Source organism: Nostoc sp. TCL26-01 (assembly GCF_013393945.1).
Classification (GTDB): domain Bacteria; phylum Cyanobacteriota; class Cyanobacteriia; order Cyanobacteriales; family Nostocaceae; genus Trichormus.
Map to the genome: position 1 here is coordinate 5,792,412 of NZ_CP040297.1, position 22,035 is coordinate 5,814,446.

Below are 22,035 nucleotides of genomic sequence, written 5' to 3' on the forward strand. Positions count from 1 at the left end.
AAAAAACTTTAATCACAAAACAAATACGTGAGTTGGTTTTTAGCAGTATTCCCGTGACAAAACTGTACTTGAGACTTCTTTAATTGTGGTCTTGTCTGGCTGTAGTTGCTCTAGGCAAGATTGCAATTGTTGAGCGAGTAGCTTGACATGGGGTTCTTCCATCAGACCAGTGTGAGAAGTTCCCAAAACTTCGTAAATCTCTACTCCATTGGTGGCTATCTGACCCCAACGTAAATCAGGGCTATTTTCTAACTGAGTCATATTATTAATTGCACGGAAAAGAGTAATTTTCCCTGGATATTCTTGAGCTACGTATTTTTTATACGCCTGATAATTAGCTGCGACTACATTGTAGATGAATAGTTCTGGGAGCGATCGCTTCACATAATGCAAGTAAAATCTGTAGATAATACTCACTCTCCCGGCTGTTAAATGCCAATACAGCTTTTCCCAAAGATAAGTTAATCGCTCAGAAAACTGCAATTTCTGTAAATTTCTCAACCTTAATAAGCCCTGACTCCAAAAAGATTGTGGTTTGCTATTACTAGCCTGATTACCATCAAATTTGTTAGCTATGGGAGCGCCCGTATCAAAGATTGCCAGTAATTTCACTTCTTGACCTTGTGCTTGCAGTTGTTGAGCGATTTCTAAAGCTAATGTACCACCCCATGAAAAGCCACCCAACAAGTAAGGGCCTTGTGGTTGCATTTTTCGCATTTCTTTGATGCAGCTAGAGGCTATTTCTGGGATAGAAGTCATCGGTGTTTGTTGACCATCTAGACCTTTCGCTTGTAGAGCATAGAAGGGTTGCTCTGGGTCTAAATAACTGGCTAATCCCCGATAGAATAGGATGTTGCCCCAAATAGCATGAACACAGAAGAATGGTAGCTTGCTAGGTATACCCGGTTTCATCACTACCAAGTGTTCCCAAACTTGGGGTGCTGCTTCTTGGCGAATCACCTCTGCAAGTTGGGCAATTGTTGGTCTTTGCAGCAGGGTTGATAAACGGAAGTTTTTGTCAAAATGCTTTTCAATTTCCGAAAATAGGCGCACTGCTAAGAAGGAGTTACCGCCTACGGCGAAAAAGTTATCTTCAACGCCGATGGGTTGTACACCCAAAATCTTTTCCCAAATTTTTACTAGTTGCATTTCCACTTGATCACGGGGAGCGACAAACACAACTTCTGACGTTTGCTGGACAAAATTAGGTGTTGGTAAGGCACGATGATCGATTTGGCCATTGGCAGTGAGAGGAAGGGATTCTAAGCTGACATAATCAGCCGGGATCATGTAATCTGGCAACTGGTGAGCGAGAAAACTCTGCAACTCATCAGTTGTTAATGTCTCTCCTGTTTGGGGAACAATGTAAGCAATTAAGCGATTGTTGCCAGCCGGAGGTTGATTAGCAATGACTACCGCCTGAGCTATGGCTGGGTGTTGGTTTAATAAAGTTTCTATCTCTGCCAACTCGATCCGAAAACCGTCTATTTTGACTTGGTGATCGTTGCGTCCTAAATACTCAATATTGCCATCTGGGAGGTAGCGAGCTAAATCACCAGTTTTGTAGAGGCGAGAGTTGGGTTCAGGACTGAAGGGATTAGAGATGAATTTCTCAGATGTTATGTTGGGGCGATCGCTATAACCTTGAGCAATACCAAGTCCACTAATGTAAATTTCCCCAGGAACGCCGACTGGTAAAGGTTGCAATAGGCGATCGAGAATGTAGATTTGGGTGTTGGCGATTGGTTTACCGATGGGGATCTCTGCTCGCCGACTTGTGGCTTGATTCGCCGTTTCTGGGTGGTAAATTGTGGCTGTGAAAGTTGTCTCTATTGAGCCGTAAGCATTTAACCAGCGTACTTGTTGCCCAAAGAGTTTTACCCAAGCTTGATAAGCTGTTTGGGCAACTTTTTCTCCTCCCACCATGACTAGGCGTAGGTTTGCTGGTAAGGATTGAGGAGATAGGGAGGCGGCGTTAACTAACTCATACCAAAAGGCAGTGGGTAAATTGAGGATGGTAACTTGTTTTTGAGTAATTAAGGAGAAAAACTCTAGGGGTGAGTTGGGAATTTCCTGGGGTTGGAGAATAGCTGTTGCTCCACTGATGAAGCTAGAAAACAGGGATTCAACGATCGCATTCCTACCCTTGGCAGCAAATGTTAACACGCGATCGCCTGGGGTCAATTGCCAAACTTCACTCATTGCTAAACTGTGACTCAGCAGATTCTGGTGGCTAATCTCTATCCCATCTGGTTTACCGTGGGGATTGGGGACGTAAATGACACAGGCGAGACTGTCATCTGTGGTTTGACAATCGGGATCGTTTTGATGATGTTTGGCGATCGCTTGCCACTGGGTATCGAATGCGACTACTTGCTGATGGTGAGGTAAGTCGGATAAAAGCTGGCTTTGAGTTAACACGAGCGAGGTAGGAGAACTTTGCCCATAATGAATGGAATCCAGCAATGTGAAAGCTTTCCCAGCTTTGAGAACACCCAAAATTGCTACCACCATTTCCCAGGATGGCTGCATATAGATAGCCACTGGTGTGGCTGTGGGTAAATCCAATGTGAGCAGGTAATTGGCTAGTTGATTGGCACGCGCGTTTAACTCTTGATAGGTTAATTGTTGCTCACCGATGATTAAGGCGATCGCTTGGGGATTCTTCTGTACCTGTTCGCTAATTGCTTGACACAAAAACTTACTTGTGGTATGTTTGCAAGCTGTATTATTCCAGCCTACCAATAATTGCTGCTTTTGTGCGGGTTTAAGTATAGGCAACATCGCCAGACTGCAATCTGGGTTAGTCACAATATTTTCTAGCAGCACTTGAAAACACTCCAGCATTTGAGCGATGGAAGTTCCCTCAAACAGATCCTCGTTGTATTCAAATACAGCCCTGACACCTTGGTCTGTTTCCCGCATCACCAGGCTCAAATCAAATTTGGTTTCTCCGACGTAGACATAACCAAATAAAGAATTGATGGTTAGTTCCGGTAATTCTATTGTCGATAAAGTATTGTCGTTCTTCCAAGGGGGATTGAGGGCAAATAGCACCTGTAACAAAGGTAAACGTCCCCACCGCGATTTCCGCCCTAATTCATCAGTGAGTTTTTCAAACGGGACATTTTGATGAGTATCAGCTTCTAGGGCATTATCACGGACTCGTTTCAGCAGTTCCCGAAAACTCAGGCTATCTCCTAGCAAAGTCCGCAGTGCCAATGTCTTGGTAAAAGGGCCAATTAAGTTCTCAATTTCTACTTGAGTTCTCCCCCCATGAGAAAAGCTAATCAGGATGTCTTCTTGGCCTGTGTAGCGATAGAGTAGCACTTTAAAGGCTGCCATCAGGGTCATAAACAAGGTAGATCCTGTTTGCTGACTTAAGTTATTTAAGGACTCACTCAAAGATGGTGGCAACAAGAGATAACGCCGAGAACCCCGATAGCTGAGGACTGGCGGCCGGGGATAATCGGTGGGTAGGGGTAAGGGAGATAAATCACCTTTGAGTTTTTCTTGCCAATAATCTATTTCTGGCTGGAGTAAATCTCCTTGTAAGCATTGGCGTTGCCAGTGAGCAAAGTCTCCATATTGGACGGGGAGTTGTGCTAGGGGAGAGGGTTGATCTTTGCAGAAGGCTTGATATAAGGCTAGTAATTCCCGGAAGAAGATATCGCAAGAAGTCCCATCACAAACGATTCTATGCAGGTTGACTATAAGAATGTATTCTTCTGGGTGGAGTTGAAACAAGGTAAGGCGCACCATTGGCCCTTGTTCCAAGTCGAAGGAACGACGAATATCTGCTTCGGCGGCACGTTTTGCTGCCCCATCTTTTTCGTCTGGGGGCAATTTTTGCAGATCGATAACTGTCAAAGGTACGGTTATTTCTGGTTTGATTTGCTGTACGGGTTGTCCATCCTCCACCACGAAAATGGTACGCAGGATTTCATGTCGTCGCAGCATTTCGTTTTGACTCCGTTCCAGGGCTTTGAAGTTGAGTTTGCCTTGGAGACGGTAAACGTAGGGCATATTATTGATGGGGCTATCTGGCTCTAGCTGATGCTGTAACCATAGCCGTTCTTGAGAAAAAGACAGGGGTAAGTTGCTATCTTTGGGAATTGTGACAATTGGCGGCAATTTGTTAGCCACTTTCGCCGCACTGACTTGTTGCAAGAAGGAGATGACTTCGAGTTTGCGCTCTTTGAGTTCAGCTAACAGTTGTGGACTCAGCACGTCTTTGGGCGCACGATAACGCAGACGCTCGCCTTCTAGCCACAATTTTACTTCTAGTTGGTGTAACTCCGATAACAAGGTATCGATTGTTCTCACACTGTCTTTGTCCTGTTTGGGCAGTTCCACAACTGGCTTCAGCATCATCATGGCTATATCTCTCCTTCTTCATCATCTTCGGTTAAGTCAGACTGGGGAGCCTGCCAAGTTTGGGCGCTCATGGTAATCACTTCAATGCGTTTGGCTAAATCGGCGATCGTCGGCACTTCAAATAAGATGGATAAGGGCAGTTTGACTTGAAAAGTTTGATAAAGACGAGCCATTACCTGAGTTCCCAGTAATGAATGTCCGCCTAATTCAAAGAAGTTGTTATGTACACCCACACGCTCTAACCGCAGTACTTGAGTCCAAATATCGGCAATTTGCTGTTCCGTGGGGGTACGTGGTGCGAGATAATTGGCTTCCAGTTCCAGACGCACTAAATCAGGTTTGGGGAGGGCTTGGCGATCTACTTTGCCATTGGGTGTCAGTGGCATAGCCTCTAAGATCATCAAGGTAGCCGGAACCATGTGTTCGGGCAAGCGTTGTTTCAGGAACTGGCGTAATTCGGGAATTAGCTGATAGTTCTCGGCTTGCTTGAGCATGGGACTATTGGCAGTAGCACCAGATATTTGCTGGGGTGGGGGAGATGCTATTTGCATTGCCTGATCTAGGCGCAGGAAAACCGCTTCTATATAACCATCTTTAGCGGCATCTGACCATCTGAGGTCAACTTTATAGGGGAATTCTGCTCCTAGTTGCCAGAGATGCTCTGGATCAATTCCTGGTGCAACTGTCTGAAGCTTGGCTTGTAAGTCGCCGACAGTCGCTAGATTTTGGTCTTGTTGCAACCAGGCTAAAGCTTGCACTTCTGTTTGAAGGCGGGCGTTAGGAATTCTGTTGAGGCAATAATATTCGGGTTTTGTTGTCTCCAGAATGCGCCGCAATTCCGTGATAGTTAACTGTTCATCTAGCCAATCATGCCAAGTTGGCTGATTGTTAATTTTTTCTGGCGTTCCTATGTACAAAAAGACATCATAGTGAAACTGGGTGGTTTCATTCCATAAATTACCCCGACGCAGTTGGAACTCCATATGCCCAATTTCCGGAATCTGCTGTTTCAGGGCATAAAAGAAACCGGGATCAACAACGAGTTCGTCTTCGTTTTTGACGCGATTCTCGACAATTGTCTGGAATTTGTCGATGAGCATGGAAGCAGGCGATCGCTTGAGTTGATCCATTGCATGATAAGTTGGCAATAATCCATAGCTTTGGACATCACCGACATAAATCCAACCACCTGTTTTTACCGCCTTTGCCGCCTTTTCTAAGACTTGCTGTAAATAACCCGCATCGGGGAAATACTGGACAACTGAGTTGATAATTACCGTATCGAAGGAATCAGGTTCAATTCCTTGGAAATCATCAGCACTTCTGTGATCTAGAACAACTTCTGGTAAATTTTTGGTGGATGATTGTAGTTGCTTTTGTAATGCTTGGATGGCTGGGGCTGCATAGTCTGTTCCCAAGTAATATGTGCATTGGGGGGCAACTTCCAGTAAAATTTGTCCTGTCCCACAGCCGATTTCCATCACGCGACTGGGTTTGAGAGCCAAAATTCTCGCTACAGTTTGCTCTAACCATTCTTGGACTTGTGCTTCAAAGTTATCTTGATTAGTTAACTGTTTAATAATTGCGGCATCGCTTAAAGTCTGGTTTTGCAGAGATTCTGGTGTAGCATTCTTTAAAGCTGATTCATAGAGTAAATCCCATCTTTGATTCCAGTCTTGAATATGTGCATCGCCTAGTAACTCAAGTTCAGCTGCTTGTTTAGCCACCAAGTAGCCAACTAAAGTTTTCTCATCGGGAATATCTTCTCTAACGACAACCACCGCTTCTTTCACCGCCGGATGTTGGGCCATTGTCGCTTCAATCTCACCCAATTCAATCCGAAAACCCCGGACTTTGACTTGATAATCAATCCGTCCTAAGTACTCAATTTCTCCATTAGGTAAATAGCGAGTCAAGTCTCCAGTCTTGTATAACCGGGATTGGGGATCAGTGCTGAAGGGATTGGGGATAAATCTCTCGCTAGTTAAATCAGGGCGATTTAAATACCCCCTTGCCAATCCTGCACCACCGATATACAACTCACCAGGGATACCAACAGGAACGGGTTGCAAATGAGCATCTAAAATATAGGTCTGAGTATTAGCGATGGGATGACCAATGTTGATTGGTTGATCTGTTGGGACAACTTGACAACCTGTAGCCCAAATGGTGGTTTCTGTCGGCCCGTAGAGGTTCCACAACACTTTACCCATCGGTAACAGTTGGTTTGCTAAGTCTCTGGGTAAAGCTTCACCCGTGGAAATCATCTTCAATTGGGGGCTACCTTGCCAGCCTGCGGCTAGTAGCAGTCGCCAAGTAATTGGCGTAGGCTGCATGAAGGTAACACTGTGGGTATTGAGCAATTTTAGGAGTTGATTGCCATCAGCAGCTTCTGCTCGACTGGCTAACACCAATTTTGCCCCAGTGATCAGGGGAAGGAAAACTTCGGAAACGGCGATGTCGAAGGATAAGCTGGTGACGGAAAGCAGTGTATCTTCAGCTGTTAATCCTGGTGCTTGCTGGATGCTGTGGAGGAGATTTACCGCACTGCGATGCTCGATTTGCACCCCTTTCGGTTGACCTGTGGAACCTGATGTGTAGATGAGGTAGGCGAGGTTGTCAGGGGTGACATCAGATGTGGGGTTGGGCAATTCCTCTGTTGTGGTTTGCCAGTCACTATCGAGGCAAATCGTCTGGGCTTGATGCTGGGGTAGGGTGGCTTGGAGATGGGTTTGTGTCAATAGTATTGATACTTGCGCATCTTGCAGCATGAACGCTAAACGTTCTGGGGGGTAGGTGTAATCTAAGGGTAGGTAGGCTCCCCCGGCTTTAAGGATGGCTAAGACTCCTATGACCATTTCCACAGAGCGTTCCACACATAACCCCACTAGTACCTCTGGTTTCACACCCAAGGTTTGCAGATGATGCGCCAGTTGATTCGCTCGGTGATTCAGTTCGCGGTAGGTTAGTTGTTGGTCAGCAAAGATAATGGCGATCGCTTCTGGTGTTTTCTCAACTTGGGCAGCAAATAGTTGATGAATGCAAAGATCCTGGGAATAAGTCTTGGTGGTATTGTTCCAGTCGGCTAGTAACTGTTGCTCAAATGCTGGCAGGAGGGGTAAGGAGGCGATGGTTTGATTGGGGTTGGCTACTATCCCCGATAACAAGGTTTCCAACTCTGCCAAGCGGCGGCGGATGGTGTCAGCTGCAAATAAGTTGGTATTGTATTGGCACTCTAGGGTGAGTTGTCCACGTAATTCGGTGGCATTGATAAATATCTCAAAGTTTTCAAAGGAACGGGGATTGGAGAAAAATTCTACCTCCAAGCCTGCGAAGGGGAGTTTATCACTTGCTAACCCTTGATCGATATTGAAGATAATCGGCACTAAGGGAATACGGCTAGCATCCCGTGGTAATGATAGTTTTCTTACCAGACTGCCAAAGGTAAACTGCTGGTGATCGTAGGCATCCAACACAGGCGATCGCCTAGCTTGCAGGTAGTCACTAAAGGATTGTTCACTATTAACATGACTCCGCAATGGTAATAAATTTACGCAATGACCTACAAGATTATACTGTCCTGTAGCCGCTTGTCCGGCAGCAGATATGCCCACAACTAAATCATTTTGTCCTGTGAGGCGGTGCAACCAGACTTCAAACCCTGCCAAGATTGTCGTCATCAAGCTACAACCCAGTTTTGTCCCTAGTTGTTTGAGGTGAGTGACGAGTTCTGGGTTTAATTGCCAATCTTCACGGGCCGAGTTAAAGGTTCGCAGTGGTGGACGCTGGCGATCTGTGGGAAAATCTACCACCGGTACAGAGTTAGCGAACTGATCTAACCAATATTGTTCTGTGGTAATTGCTTCGGGATTTTCTGCCTCGTCTGCTTGTAAAATGGCGTACTCACTAAAACAGTCTGGTTCTGCCAAATCTGCATTTTTCCCTTGCTGCAAGGCAGAATACATTTGTCCCAAATCTGGCATCAGTACTGCCCAAGACCAACCATCGCAAATAATATGATGGGCAGTCAAAGTCACTAAATGCTCTTGTGGATGCAGTTTGATAATTTGGGCGCGAAAGAGGGGGCCATGTTCCAAGTCAAATGGTTTCTCTACCTCTTGTCGTAGCAAACTCGCCACTTTTGCCTCTTGATCTGACTGTTCTACAGCAGAAAGGTCAATGGTGGGGATGTCAATTGACAAGGCAGCTACTATACAGAGTGTACTGCCATCAGTGCTGAAGGTTGTCCGTAAGGCTTCGTGGCGTTGGACTAATTGTTGTAAGGCTGACTGGAGGGCTGCTAAATCTAGTTTTCCTTTGAGGCGCAAGGATTGGGATTCGTTGTATGCACAATTGGCAGCATCCCCCATCTGTACAGATGCCCAAATTTCTTTTTGCGATTCGGTGGCAGGAGCCGTTAATAGTAATTCTCCATCTGCAAACGGATCAAAATCAACAGACGTTAATTGAGAATCTACTGGTAATAAACTCATAGAACCACCTTAATTATCTAAAAAAATGTAAAAAAATATTAAATCTAAATTCGTTTGCGAGAAAGGTAACATTATGGGGATTTATATCTTCTCACAAATGCTGCGGATAATTCCATGAATAACTCAATGACTAACAGTTAATTTATTGACGATAAACATATTTCTTTACAAAACTCATTGACTTTAAATAGCTACGCATAGGCAGTTCTATAAATTGGTAAGTCAGTGATGCTATCAATAATACAGCCGTGACAAACAGACCCAAACTCATCCAAGTCTGATATTCATGGAAATCGCTACCAAAATTTACATGAAATTTATAAAACCAGAAAAGCTTTAAGAATTCTTGTAAAAACCAATGAATCATGTAAATTGAGTAAGATATAGTCCCCAAATATAGCATGATAGATGAGTTTAGTAGTTTGGTGATGAAACCATTACTATGAATAGATACAGCTAAAATTAGTAGAGAAAAGGCTGGTAGCACTAGCCAGTCATGAACACTACGAATAAACCGCAAGTCACCCCAGTTGTACTGCATAATGAAGACAATCCAGACTATAGCTATGACTGCTATTATATCCAGGTTAAAAAAAGTTTTTTGGGTACTACGACAATAAAATTTGTAACTTAAAATACCAAGTACGCATTCTAGACCACATCTAGCGATCGCCGGAATGCCAATAATATTATTTAGATTCCCAGCAGCAATGAATATTACTAGCAACATCCCAATTAAAGTGGTGATGTATATTTGTAAATCACGTTTTTGGGGTGTTTTTAATAAGCAAAATAAGAGAATCGGAAATACGCAGTAAATGACGAACTCTACACTAATAGACCAAGCTGGTTCATTCCAGTAGGTATCACATTTAAATAAAGGTGGACAATTTAAGTCAAAAGCTTGTAAAAGCACAACATTGGCAAAAAGAGCCGTCAAGTTAAACTTGCCAGTGAAAGCAGGAAGATTGAGCCAGAATAGTTTGACTATTTCCATGCCAATAAACAGCAAGAGCATGAATAAATGTAGAGGATAAATTCTGGCGAAGCGGGAGAATAAATAAGAGCGATATTTATCTCCACTCACACCAGAGTCAAAATGGCTGACATAAACGTGAGCCATAATAAAACCGCTTAAAATGAAGAAGAAATCTACCGATAAATAACCATTACGGAAAAAATCACTATGGGATGAAAACATCATCCCTACTTGCGGTAAACCGTAATAAGCAAAATGGTGAATAACTACAATTAAAGCAGCTATTCCTCGCAGGGAAGTTAAGGGTTTGATGTATTTAGACATGGCCTCAATTAACGCTTAATCCATTTCTTCATACCTATGAATAATTCTGCAAGCGATCGCAGTTTCATCACCCCTGAACGAATTAGCTCATACTTATTTCCTGGCTTACGTTTCGAGAGTAACCCCATCACCCAGATTTTGATTTTGTCTGACAGCGCCGATTTACCTGGTGGTTTAGGCTCTAAACGGAGTTGCCGCAAGATAAAATTGACTTGATAAATCCGCGCCTGTAAATCATAGGGACGCATACAGAAATGAACACCCATAGCGACCGAATAGCTATTACCGTTTTGAAAACAATGAGGCGCGCGGACTGGATGATGGACTCCCTTACCCGCTACTAAAGGATAGACATTGGCTTTCTTTTGTTTCTCTTGTGTGTAATTGGCTGCACTTAAATCACCAATGTAATATCGCTCAATTTCTTGCTCACTGAGAATTGTGGGATCATAGGGATTGAAAATATTAGCCGTCCTAGCACCGTGAATCTGGAAGAGAAAGGTTGATTCATGGTCAATGTGATAGGGCGTAATCGAGTGGGGAGAAGCCACAAAAATATAGGCATCTCGCCATGTGATCTGTTTGTGCAGAGGTACACCCGTGAGTTCTTCTAGTTCGCCAATGATTTGCTCTAGCAACGCTCTGTATTCTGGCACAATCTGCACATTGTAAAGCAATAACCAAGACTCAGAGTCTTCAATCTGCGCTAGACATTCCGCAACTTGATCTTTGGGTGGGATGTCTGCCCATTTGCGGTCTACAGATACTTTGCTACTCTGACAAGTGATTCTGCCGTTTTGGCTGAGGATAGTATCTGCCAGTGTCACCAAGCGGGGTAGATCGAATAATGGATGATCAGCCAAATTGTGAGAGAACATGAAAGGCGATCGGTTAAACTTCTCTGTAAAGGTTGAGGTATCTGTCTCAATAATGCGCTCAGGAATTATTAAGGGGGATTGACTACGGGAATTTAATTGCTGATTTGTTAATGACATATAAAAAATTGTTTTTGCTAACTTTTAAAAAAAATTTCTTTGGGCTTGATAACCCAAAGACTAAGCATTTAAGCAACACTAGCCACTTGTAAATATTTACCTGGTCTTTGGGGATCAGGAATATACCACGCCGGATTACCTTCAGGATCTCGCCCTAATTTAGCTCCGGGTTGGGGAGGACGGTTGCGAAAGTTGTCAGGTTTTGCTTGTTCTGGATTTTGCCTTGGTGCAGCAAAGAAACCAGCTGCTTGCATTTCGGCAATACTTTCTTTAAAAGCTGCCATTGCCAAAGCTAAATCAGTAGCGGAATGGGCTGTAGTTAGGAAACAAGGACGGTGATCCCAAATATGCACTCCCTTGTCTCGCATTAAGTAAAACAGCAAGTCTCCGTAGGGAAACTCTGGTGCAGACTTAACCATGAACAGTGAGCCAAAATTATACACAGTGTATGGAGCTTGCATTTGCTGGAAATAGCCCATCAATTCTGCAACAAACTTATCGGTTTTGGCGTTTAATTCTTGCTGCAAGCTAGGGCCGTTGTGTTTTAAGTGCTGGAGTACGGCTTTGGCTGCGGCTAGTGCTAGGGGATGACGGACAAATGTGCCGGCAAAGTAAGTGACACCTACTTCCGGTACAGAATCATCGCCATATTGCCAAAAGCCTCCATCTAAAGCATCCATATATTGAGATTTACCAGCAATTACCCCAATCGGTAAGCCACCACCGACAATTTTGCCGTAGGTAGCGATGTCGGCTTGGATGCCAAAATGAGCTTGAGCGCCGCCGGGATGAATTCTGAAACCTGTGACGATTTCATCAAAAATTAAGGCGATTCCCTCTTGTTCTGTAAATTGTCGCAACTGCTGAAGAAATTCTCGCGGCTGATATTCAGGACGACGGCTTTGGACAGATTCCACCATGATTCCGGCTAATTCATCAGCCCGACTTTTGAGAATATCTAGTGCGTCGGGAGCATCGTAGTCGATGACGATGATATTCTCGACTTTTTCTTGGGGAATACCGGGTGCAGCTGGAATTGACCGGAGTTTTTTCGTCCCCCGAACGATGACTTCATCTAAAATCCCGTGATAACCACCAGAGAAGATGGCAATTAAGTTACGTCCAGTGATGGTGCGTGCTAACCGCATTGCCCCTAACACTGCTTCGGAACCTGTGTTACAAAAGGCAGCGCGGTCAAAGTTGGTCAATTCACACATCAACTTAGCCACTTCTCCCACCAAGGGAGTTTGCGGGCCGATTTCCATGCCTAGTTTTAGCTGGGCTTCGATCGCTTCCGTAACGAAAGCAGGTGACCAACCAAACAAGTTTAAACCAAAACCGTTACTTAAATCGACGTATTCATTACCGTCAAGATCCCACAGTTTAGAACCTGATGAGCGAGAAACGACAATGGGGTAAACCATTTCTTTCATTGTCGGGTTGAAGCCAGAAACACTCCTGGGATCTGCCAAATGTGGGCGATTTGCTTGGGTATATTCTTTGGATTTTTGGGTGCGTTGGGTATATTTTTGAATGATTTTGTCTAAGTAGTTGCGTTGTTGCGCTGTTAAATTTTTTGTCTGGGTGGTTTCGATGCGAGCGCCTGCACCAAATACTTTTTTAGGAGCGTTATCGGTGGTGTCTTGTGATTCTGGCTTGGGACTAGGTTGAGTGGTGGTTTTGGCCGGAACAACGTTATTTTCAGGAACTGGTGGTGCTGTGGGTACAGCTTGAGGGGTGTTACTTAACAGCGCCAGTTGTTGTGCCATGATTTGCAGTTGCTGATTAATCACGCTTTCTAAGGCGCTGGCGGGAACGGTGGGGAGCGGAGTCTGGGGTGTGGAACCGTTGTTAGATATTAAGGTGGGGACGGAACTATGTTTGCCATTGCTGCTATTTGTCGCAACTTCCTGGACTGCTGTTTCCGTAGGAATTAGAGCAGATAAAGCTTCAGGAGATAGGTTTTGTTGGATGAAGTCGGCTAGGGTGGCTAAATCGGGATAAACCTCTAGTAATTGTCTGAGTGTGACTTTGACTTGGAACTTTTTCTTCAGTACTAGTCCTACTTGTGTGAGGGAGAGAGAATCCAATCCCATTTCGAGAAATGTAGTTGCTTCACTAACACCAGCAATTTCTAGTCCAGAGGTTTCTTCAATAATTGCTTGTAGTAGAGGAATAAGTTTGTTTGGGGTTGACATGGTAGGAATGGGTACTAATTGCGGTTGCGGACGTGAAGATTTGGTGATTCTATCGGGATGGGGTAGAGGATCAATCCAAAAGCGTTGTCGTTCAAAGGGATAGGTAGGCAAAGGTAAGCGTTGTCTGCGTTCTCCTTGATAGAAGCTATTCCAGTCGATAGTGACTCCGGCTAACCACAGTTGCCCTACTGCTTGTAATAAAGCTGTCCATTCTGTTTCGTCATCAGCGTTATCACTGAGGGATGCAACGGCTATTTGCTCTGAGATATTTTTAGCTTGTTGGCGTGCTAAGGTTGTGGTCGTTGTCCTGGGCCCCACTTCTAATAAGAGGCGTTCTGGTTGTTGCCAAAGGGTTTGTACACCTTGAGCAAAACGCACTGTCTCGCGCAAATGTTGAGCATAATACAGGGGATCAGTGGCTTGTTCTACTGTAATCCAGTCACCTGTGACACTGGAAATAAAGGGAATTTGGGGTGGTGATAATTTGACTTGCTTGACTACTTCGGCAAAGGGTGCAACGATCGCCTCCATCATGGGCGAATGAAAAGCATGAGATGTGTGTAAATAACGACAGATAATTTCTTGGCTTTCTAGTTCGCTTTGCAAGTTAGCGATCGCCTCTTTTGTCCCCGATACTACACACAAGTTGGGGCTATTAATAGCCCCAATTGCCAATTCTCCACTCAAGCGTTTTTCCACTTCCACAGCAGGCAACCGCACTGATAACATGGCTCCGGCTGGTAATTCCCACATCATCCGCCCACGAATTGCTACCAACATCAAGGCATCTTCTAAGGTAAATACCCCGGCAATACAAGCGGCAACAAATTCACCAATACTATGACCAATCATGGCTTGGGGTTTAATTCCCCAACTTTGCCATAGTTGCGCCAGGGCATATTCAATCACAAATAATGCCGGTTGAGTAAAACAGGTCTGTTGCAGGGTGAGAGATGCAGTTTGGCGATCGCTTGCCATCGGATAAATTATTTCCCTTAAATCTTTACCCAGCAAAGGTTTAAGGATATCTGCACACTGATCTACTACCTCCCGAAACACGGTTTCCCGGCTGTAGAGGTTAAATCCCATGTTGATGTATTGTGACCCTTGACCAGGAAACATAAAAGCAATTTCTGGGTTGCGGGTTTGGGTGTGCTTGGTAAATACCCGATGGGGATCTAACGTTTGTAGTGCTGTAATTGCTTCTGTAGGATTTTGACAAACGACAAAACGCCGATGATTAAATGCTTTCCGTCCCCGTTGTAAGGTGTGAGCTACATCAGCTAAGTTAACTGCAATATTGTTTTGCAGATGTTGCTGTAAATTGGCTGTGGCTATTTCTAAAGCCGGGCTGGTTTTAGTGGAGAGCAATAACAACTGCTGGGGACGGGATAAGCTACAAGCTGGCGTGGGTGGAGATTCTTCTAAAACTACATGAGCATTAGTCCCACCAACACCAAAAGAACTCACTCCCGCCCGGCGGGGTGTGTCTGCTTCTGGCCATTCTACTAGTTTGGTGTTGACGTAGAAAGGGCTATTATCTAAGTCAAGCTGCGGATTGGGTGACTCAAAATTTAAGCTGGGGGGAATTTTTTTATGATACAAGGCAAGAGCAGTTTTAATTAATCCTGCCACGCCAGCAGCCGCGACTAAATGCCCAACATTGCCTTTAGTTGAGCCGATCGCACAAAATTGTTTAGCATCTGTATGCAGACGAAATGCTTGGGTTAAAGCCTCTATTTCTATGGGATCACCTAATGGTGTGGCTGTACCGTGGGCTTCAATATAAGAAATAGTTTCAGGATGAAAGTCAGCGTAGGCTTGGGCTTGGGCGATGGCTTGGGCTTGTCCGTTGACGCTGGGTGCGGTAAAACTTACCTTGTCAGCCCCATCATTATTGATCCCCGTACCGCGAATCACAGCATAAATGCGATCGCCATCTTGCAATGCGTCTTCAATCCGTTTCAAAACTACCAAGCCTGCACCGTTGTTAAACATTGTGCCATTAGCTTTGGCATCAAAGGGACGACAATGACCATCGGGAGAAAGCATTGTCCCTTCTTGGGCGATGTAACCACTGTTTTGGGGTGTTGTCATGGACACACCACCAGCTAAAGCCATGTCGCACTGGTAGTTACTCAAGGCTTGACAAGCTTGGATGACGGCGACTAAGGAAGTAGAACAAGCTGTATTTACACTGACAGCCGGCCCCTTTAAATTCAACTTATAAGCAGCACGACTAGTTAAAAAGTCCTTTTCATTGGCTAGCATCGTCTGGAATTCACCGACGCGATCGATAATTTCTGCGCGTCCACAGATATGCTTGGCAAAGTAAGTATTTTGACCACAGCCAGCGTATAGACCGATCAAGCCATTGTATGATTCGGATTCGTAACCAGCATTTTCCAGCGCTTCATAAACTAGTTCTAAAAAAATCCGCGACTGGGGGTCCATGACTTCTGCTTCCCTGGGATTAATACCAAAGAAAGCCGCATCAAAGGTTTCCCCTCCCGGAATCATACCTTTAGCTTTTACATAATTAGGGTCTTGACAGAGTTTTGGGTCTATGCTGGAGTCTAGCTCGTCATCGGCAAAAAAAGTTGTTGATTCTAATCCCTCACAGAGATTTTGCCAAAACTCATCCACGTTCTTTGCACCCGGAAATCGGCCTACCATGCCGACAATAGCCACACCATCAATGGGATCTTGATTATCCGATACTGCTTGCATATTCACCATCGATTACATACCTCGTTGACTATGACGGCGACGAGCCAGGGCTGCTTTCTGCTGTTGAGCGCGGCTTTGTAGCTTGTCTGGGGATTGTTGCGTGTTTTGTTGGGCATTTAGTTGGGCATTTAAATACTGAGCTAATCCAGCGATCGTGGGATACTGAAATAGCTTGACTACAGATAACTCCATGCCCAGTTCTTGTTTTACCCGTAGCGCTAGTTGCATAATTAAAATTGAGGTTCCCCCCAAATCAAAGAAGTTGTCATCCACACCAACTTGATCAATTTGCAACAAGTCGGCATAGATATTTACCAACAGACGCTCTAAATCATTTTGAGGAGCAATATAGACTTGTTCTAATTGGGGACGTTCTCTACCTGGTGCAGGTAATTTCTGTCTATCAACTTTACCGTTGGCAGTCAAAGGTAACGATGCCAAAACGACAAACGCCGATGGTAACATATATTCAGGTAATCGCTGTTGCAGAAAAGCTGATAATTGATTCTGCTTATATGTACTACCTTGATGAGTGACTATATAAGCTACCAACTGCTTTTCACCTGTCACATGAGGACGAGCAATCACGATATTCTCCCGAATCTCAGGATATTGACCAATTACCCGTTCAATTTCCCCTAATTCAATGCGAAAACCCCGAATTTTCACTTGATTGTCAATCCTACCTAGAAATTCGATATTGCCATCTGGGAGAGAACGAACCAAGTCTCCTGTTTTATAAAGACGTTCTGACGCTGATGCAGAATTTTTCCAAGGGTAGGGAATAAATTTTTCGACTGTCAATTCGGGACGGTTGAGATAACCACGCGCCAACCCATCTCCACCAACGTATAATTCTCCCACCATACCCGGTGCTACTGGTTGGAGGTTGTCATCTAATATATAAACTTGAGTATGAGCGATCGCCTGACCAATGGGAATGGAAAGGTCTGGTTTTAGTGGCAATGTAATCTCATAACAGCAGGTAAAAGTCGTATTTTCTGTCGGGCCATAACCATTAATCAAGCGACAATTCTCTACTGTCTGGAGGAACTTCTGCACATGAGGCACAGATAAGACATCGCCCCCAGCTAACAATTGACGCAGGGGTTTTAAAGCCTCGATTTTTTCATCGACGATTAAATGAAATAACCCAGCCGTTAACCAAAGTGTTGTCACTTGATATTGGTGAATAACTTGTGCTAATTCATCTAAAGATGGAGTATTAGTAGGAAATATCACCAGTAATCCACCGTTGAGCAGAGAACCCCAAATCTCAAAGGTTGTCGCATCAAAGGAAATAGGCGCTAGTTGCAGAAATACTTCTGATGCTGTGAAACTAGCGTAGTTAGTTTCTTTCACTAAACGCACAACACCACGATGAACGACACACACCCCCTTTGGTTGTCCGGTGGAACCCGAAGTGTACATCACATAAGCTAAATTTTCCGGTTTAATACTGGTAGTTAGATTATGGTGTGGCTGTTGATTAATCTGATCCCAATCTTCATCTACACAAACAGTCGTGGCATTGTGTTGAGGTAATCTGTCAACTAATGCTTTTTGAGTTAGTAATACTGTTACTTGCGTATCTGCCAGCATGAACGCTAAACGTTCTTGGGGATACCCTATATCTAATGGGACGTAAGCGCCGCCTGCTTTGAGGATAGCTAATAATCCTATCACCATTTCTAGCGATCGCTCCATGCAGATCCCCACTAGCACTTCTGCGCTGACTCCCAGAGTTTGCAGGTATTTTGCCAGTTGGTTGGCTTGGTGATTTAACTGTCGGTAAGTCAGTTGTTGTTCCTGAAATACAACAGCAACTGCATCAGGGTTACGTTCTACCTGTTCCTCAAATAATTGATGAATGCAATGATTTAGAGGATGGTTGCTCTGATTATGATCAAAATTAAAAACTACAGATTCTTGCATTGGCCACTGCACCAATAGATATTGCTGACAAAAAATGGCTAAACAAGGATTTAAGGGAGATGGAAGAGAAAGACTCTATAAAATTACTTAAGTTTTCTTTTAGCTAAAGATGACAAACATCATCATTGAAATTGGTAACTCCATAACTACTACCAAATATAAGGGTGATGAACATGAAGTAGTGTTTTTCAGTAAAACTCTGCTAAACTCCCTGAAATTCCTATTAAGCTAGTCCAAGTTATCTAAGTTGATTAAATATGGACAAATAAATCTTTAAGAATAGAAAAGTAATGACAGATAAATCTGCTAGATAGATTGCCAAAAATTATATTCATTTAAATCGTCCGGTAAACGCAAAGTTATTACCTGAACACCGCTATCATTCATCAAGGGAAGGAAAACACACAAACAACAATGCTTAACTTAAGGATTTTTTTGGTTTTGTCTCTTCAGGTATATCTGACGTAAACTAACTTAACTTATAGACTTCATCAACTGGCAATAACCCACATTCTTTAAATCGCTTGACTCCATGCTCATAGTTACACAGACACTCTTAAACACTTATGTAATTCATTTAAATAAGAGTCTACAACAACACATTTTATTTTTGAACAAACTTTTTTCAACTTTACATTACCTTTACCAGTAGTTTAGTCATTACTACACAATCTAGAGTCAGCAATAAATTAAGTAATTTCCCAAGTGTCAAGGAAGAAAAGCTAAAGCTTAGGTTAGAGGTGAGAGTCGGCTGCGTCTTTCACTGATTTGTTAGACTGATGACACCAGGATTTTTCCGTCAAATTCAGTCAAATCTCTGATAACGCCAGCAGACGAGGCTCTTCATGCTTACAAATACCTTACTTCTTTCAAATCAACTCCCTAATTTACAATACTCATCCACATCAGAGCGATTCGATGAAACTTGGGAAGCCCCCTTGGCGACTCTCCTGGGTTTAGGACGTGCGGCTGGTGCTGATTTTATTGAATTTTTTCTAGAGCGACGTAACTACATTAGTAGCCTGGCAGAAGACGATACCATCACCAGTATTTCCCCAAGTTTAGCCACAGGTGCAGGAGTCAGAGTATTTCGTGGCAAAGCCGACTGCTATGTCAGCACCAATGATTTATCCTTCTCTGGTTTGCAAGCTGCTTTAGAAAAAGGTCTATCGATTCTGGGCTTACAATTACCAGCACCTCGCGCTTTTATCCCAGAAATTAACTTGGAACTGCTCAGAGATTATGCTACCAAACGTGGTAAAGATGGATGGTTACCTCTGTGTAGTTCTATCCGCGAAATGGGAGAGATTCTCCTTGATGGCACTGCCTACCTCAAACAAAAAGCTCATCATGTGCAATCCCGTCGGGCTAGCTATTTCCGCGATTGGCAAGAAGTCTTAGTCGCTGCTAGTGATGGCACTTTCGCCCGTGATATTCGCCTAACGCAATCAGTCGGATTTAACTTGCTGTGTGCTGATGGGGCTAATCGTGCTTCCATTGGTGAACGTGGTGGTAATACCAGTGATGCTAACTTCCTGAGAACTTGGGATTATCAACAAGCTGCCGAAAATATTGCCGAATCTGCGGGCAAAATGCTCTATGCAGACTACGTAGAATCAGGGACTTACCCCATCATCATGGCAAATCACTTTGGTGGTGTAATTTTCCACGAAGCCTGTGGACACTTGCTAGAAACCACACAAATCGAACGTAACACGACTCCCTTTGCTGACAAAAAAGGCGAAAAAATCGCGCACGAGAGTTTAACAGCCTGGGATGAAGGACGTGCTGATAATGCCTTCGGAACCATTGACATGGATGATGAGGGTATGCCAGCTCAAAGAACCTTATTAATTGAAAAAGGTGTGTTGAAAAATTTCTTAGCAGATAGAACAGGTTCTGTACGCACTGGACACCCCAGAACGGGTAGTGGTCGTCGTCAGAATTATACCTTCGCTGCGGCTAGCCGGATGCGTAATACTTACATCGACTCCGGTGACTATAAGATTGACGATTTATTCGCCTCTGTAGATAAAGGTATCTACTGTAAAAAAATGGGTGGCGGTAGTGTAGGCGCGACTGGTCAATTTAACTTTAGTGTGGATGAAGCCTATTTAATTGAACATGGCAAAATTACCAAGCCATTAAAAGGTGCTACCCTCATCGGCGAAGCCAAGGAAATCATGAACAAAATTTCCATGTGTTCCCAAGATTTGGAACTTGCACCTGGTTTCTGTGGTTCTGTCAGTGGTAGCATCTACACCACCGTAGGCCAACCCCACATCAAAGTTGATTCCATTACCGTCGGGGGACGTTAAAGAGGCAAGCAGGGGGTGCAGGGGAAGCAGGGGGGAAAATTTTACAACTTCCTAAATCATCATTGCCCTAATTCTGAGCGAGTTGACGTTGAAAATACTCAGCGTCCCTCTGCGTTAACCTCAGCGTCCCTCTGCGTTTAAAAAACTACGAACTTAATAAAAAGCCGTAATAAGTTGTAGCATCCAAAATCCAAAATTAAATCTACTCCATCCAAATCTAAAATCTAAAATTGTCATGCCGAATATTAATGAGATTGCCAATTACGCCAAGGATAACGCCGAGAAACTTGGCATCAAAAAATTTGACATCTATGGTTCAACGGTAGATGAAACCAGTGTGCAAGTTGACCAAGGTGAGCCGAAACAAGTCAAAGCCTCGAATCGTTCTGGTGTCACAGTGCGGGTGTGGAATGAAGATAACACCATTGGCGTGACTAGTACCACAGATGTAGATCCCAAAGGCTTAGAACTAGCACTGAAGACTGCTTACGAAGCGAGTTTTTTTGGTGTAAAAGAGAATGTACCTGATTTTAGCCCAGAAGCAACTGTAGCGATCGCTCATCCACTAAACGAAACAGCACCCCAAGCACCTGTAGCTGAACTCATAGACAAACTACTCCTGGCAGAAAAAGAACTGCTAGCAGCTCATCCAGCCATCAAAGGTGTACCCTATAATGGCTTGTCGCAACGAGACATCGATAGATTCTATCTCAACAGTCAAGGCGCTTTGAGAACTGATTCTGTTTCTTTGTCCTCAGTCTACCTTTACAGCAAAACTGAAGAAGAAGGCAAAAAACCTCGCAGTGCAGGTGCTTACAGAATTAACCGAAGTTTAGAAAATCTAGACATCAACGGATGTATTCAAGAAACTGCCGCAAAAACTATCAGTCATCTCAACTACGAAAAAATTAAAACTGGTAAGTATCAAGTTGTTTTCTCACCTGAAGCTTTCTTAAGTCTTTTAGGAGCATTTTCTAATTTATTCAATGCTCAAAGTATTCTTGATAAACAAAGTTTATCCACACCTGATGATTTAGGCAAACAACTTGCTTCACCTCTACTTTCAGTTTATGATGACGCTCTCCACCCAGCTAACATCGGCGCAGAAAGTTTTGATGGTGAGGGTACACCTACTCGGCAAGTTCCATTAATCGAAAATGGCATTCTAACAGGCTTTCTCCATAGTGCGGGAACTGCCAAAAGGTTGAATGCTCACCCGACAGGTAATGCCAATATTGGGGCAAAAGTCAGCGTTAGTCCCAACTTTTATCATGTATTTGCCGCTAGCAACTCTGGGCAAGATTTAAGTTTAGCAACGGTAGAAAATGTCATCTTAATTGATGATTTACACGCTCTCCACGCTGGAGTGAAATCTTTACAAGGCTCATTTTCTCTCCCGTTTGATGGTTGGCTAATCAATAAAGGTGAAAAGACCAGCATCGAATCAGCAACCGTTGCTGGCGATTTCTTAGAACTCTTAAAGTCAATTATCCACGTAGAACCAGAAGTGGAACTAACCCCAGGTGGTGTTGCACCGAGAATTTGGGTAGAAGGATTATCAATTACTGGGGAGTAGTGAGTGCTGAGTGCTGAGTGGTGTATGAAAAGTGAAAAGTTGAAAGTGATGAGAATCTCTACTCATAACTCAGCACTCAGAATCAAGTAATATCTCAAATAGGGGGAAAT

8 protein-coding genes are annotated in these 22,035 nt (G+C 43.8%); 2 read left to right on the top strand and 6 right to left on the bottom strand.

Annotated elements, in window-relative coordinates:
• Positions 1 to 39: 39 nt before the first annotated feature.
• The 6 genes from FD725_RS24985 to FD725_RS32190 all read right to left on the bottom strand — a co-directional run bounded on the left by FD725_RS24985 (position 40) and on the right by FD725_RS32190 (position 18,031).
• A complete protein-coding gene (locus FD725_RS24985; RefSeq protein WP_179050639.1) occupies positions 40 to 4,377 on the bottom strand; it encodes a non-ribosomal peptide synthetase in 4,338 nt (1,445 codons plus the stop codon).
• Between the two features lie 2 nt (positions 4,378 to 4,379).
• The gene (locus FD725_RS24990; protein ID WP_179050640.1) at positions 4,380 to 8,870 is read right to left on the bottom strand and encodes a non-ribosomal peptide synthetase; all 4,491 of its coding nucleotides are present in this window, start codon (positions 8,868 to 8,870) and stop codon (positions 4,380 to 4,382) included.
• A 142-nt stretch (positions 8,871 to 9,012) separates the two neighbouring features.
• Complete coding sequence (locus tag FD725_RS24995; RefSeq protein ID WP_179050641.1) at positions 9,013 to 10,173, bottom strand: acyltransferase; 1,161 nt, start codon at positions 10,171 to 10,173, stop codon at positions 9,013 to 9,015.
• A gap of 8 nt (positions 10,174 to 10,181) precedes the next feature.
• A complete protein-coding gene (locus tag FD725_RS25000; RefSeq protein ID WP_179050642.1) occupies positions 10,182 to 11,168 on the bottom strand; it encodes a hypothetical protein in 987 nt (328 codons plus the stop codon).
• Positions 11,169 to 11,236: 68 nt separating this feature from the next.
• Positions 11,237 to 16,105, bottom strand: coding sequence for a type I polyketide synthase (locus tag FD725_RS25005; RefSeq protein WP_218653139.1), 4,869 nt, complete (start codon positions 16,103 to 16,105; stop codon positions 11,237 to 11,239).
• Positions 16,106 to 16,108: 3 nt separating this feature from the next.
• The gene (locus tag FD725_RS32190; protein WP_218653140.1) at positions 16,109 to 18,031 is read right to left on the bottom strand and encodes an amino acid adenylation domain-containing protein; all 1,923 of its coding nucleotides are present in this window, start codon (positions 18,029 to 18,031) and stop codon (positions 16,109 to 16,111) included.
• Between the two features lie 845 nt (positions 18,032 to 18,876).
• On the opposite strand from FD725_RS32190, the gene FD725_RS25010 reads away from it, so the two are divergent.
• Together FD725_RS25010 and FD725_RS25015 are read left to right on the top strand one after the other, a co-directional pair.
• Positions 18,877 to 20,349 carry a TldD/PmbA family protein gene (locus FD725_RS25010; protein ID WP_179050643.1) on the top strand — a complete coding sequence of 491 codons (1,473 nt, stop codon included), beginning with the start codon at positions 18,877 to 18,879 and terminating at the stop codon, positions 20,347 to 20,349.
• 235 nt (positions 20,350 to 20,584) lie between these two features.
• Positions 20,585 to 21,925, top strand: coding sequence for a TldD/PmbA family protein (locus FD725_RS25015; protein ID WP_179050644.1), 1,341 nt, complete (start codon positions 20,585 to 20,587; stop codon positions 21,923 to 21,925).
• Positions 21,926 to 22,035: the final 110 nt, after the last annotated feature.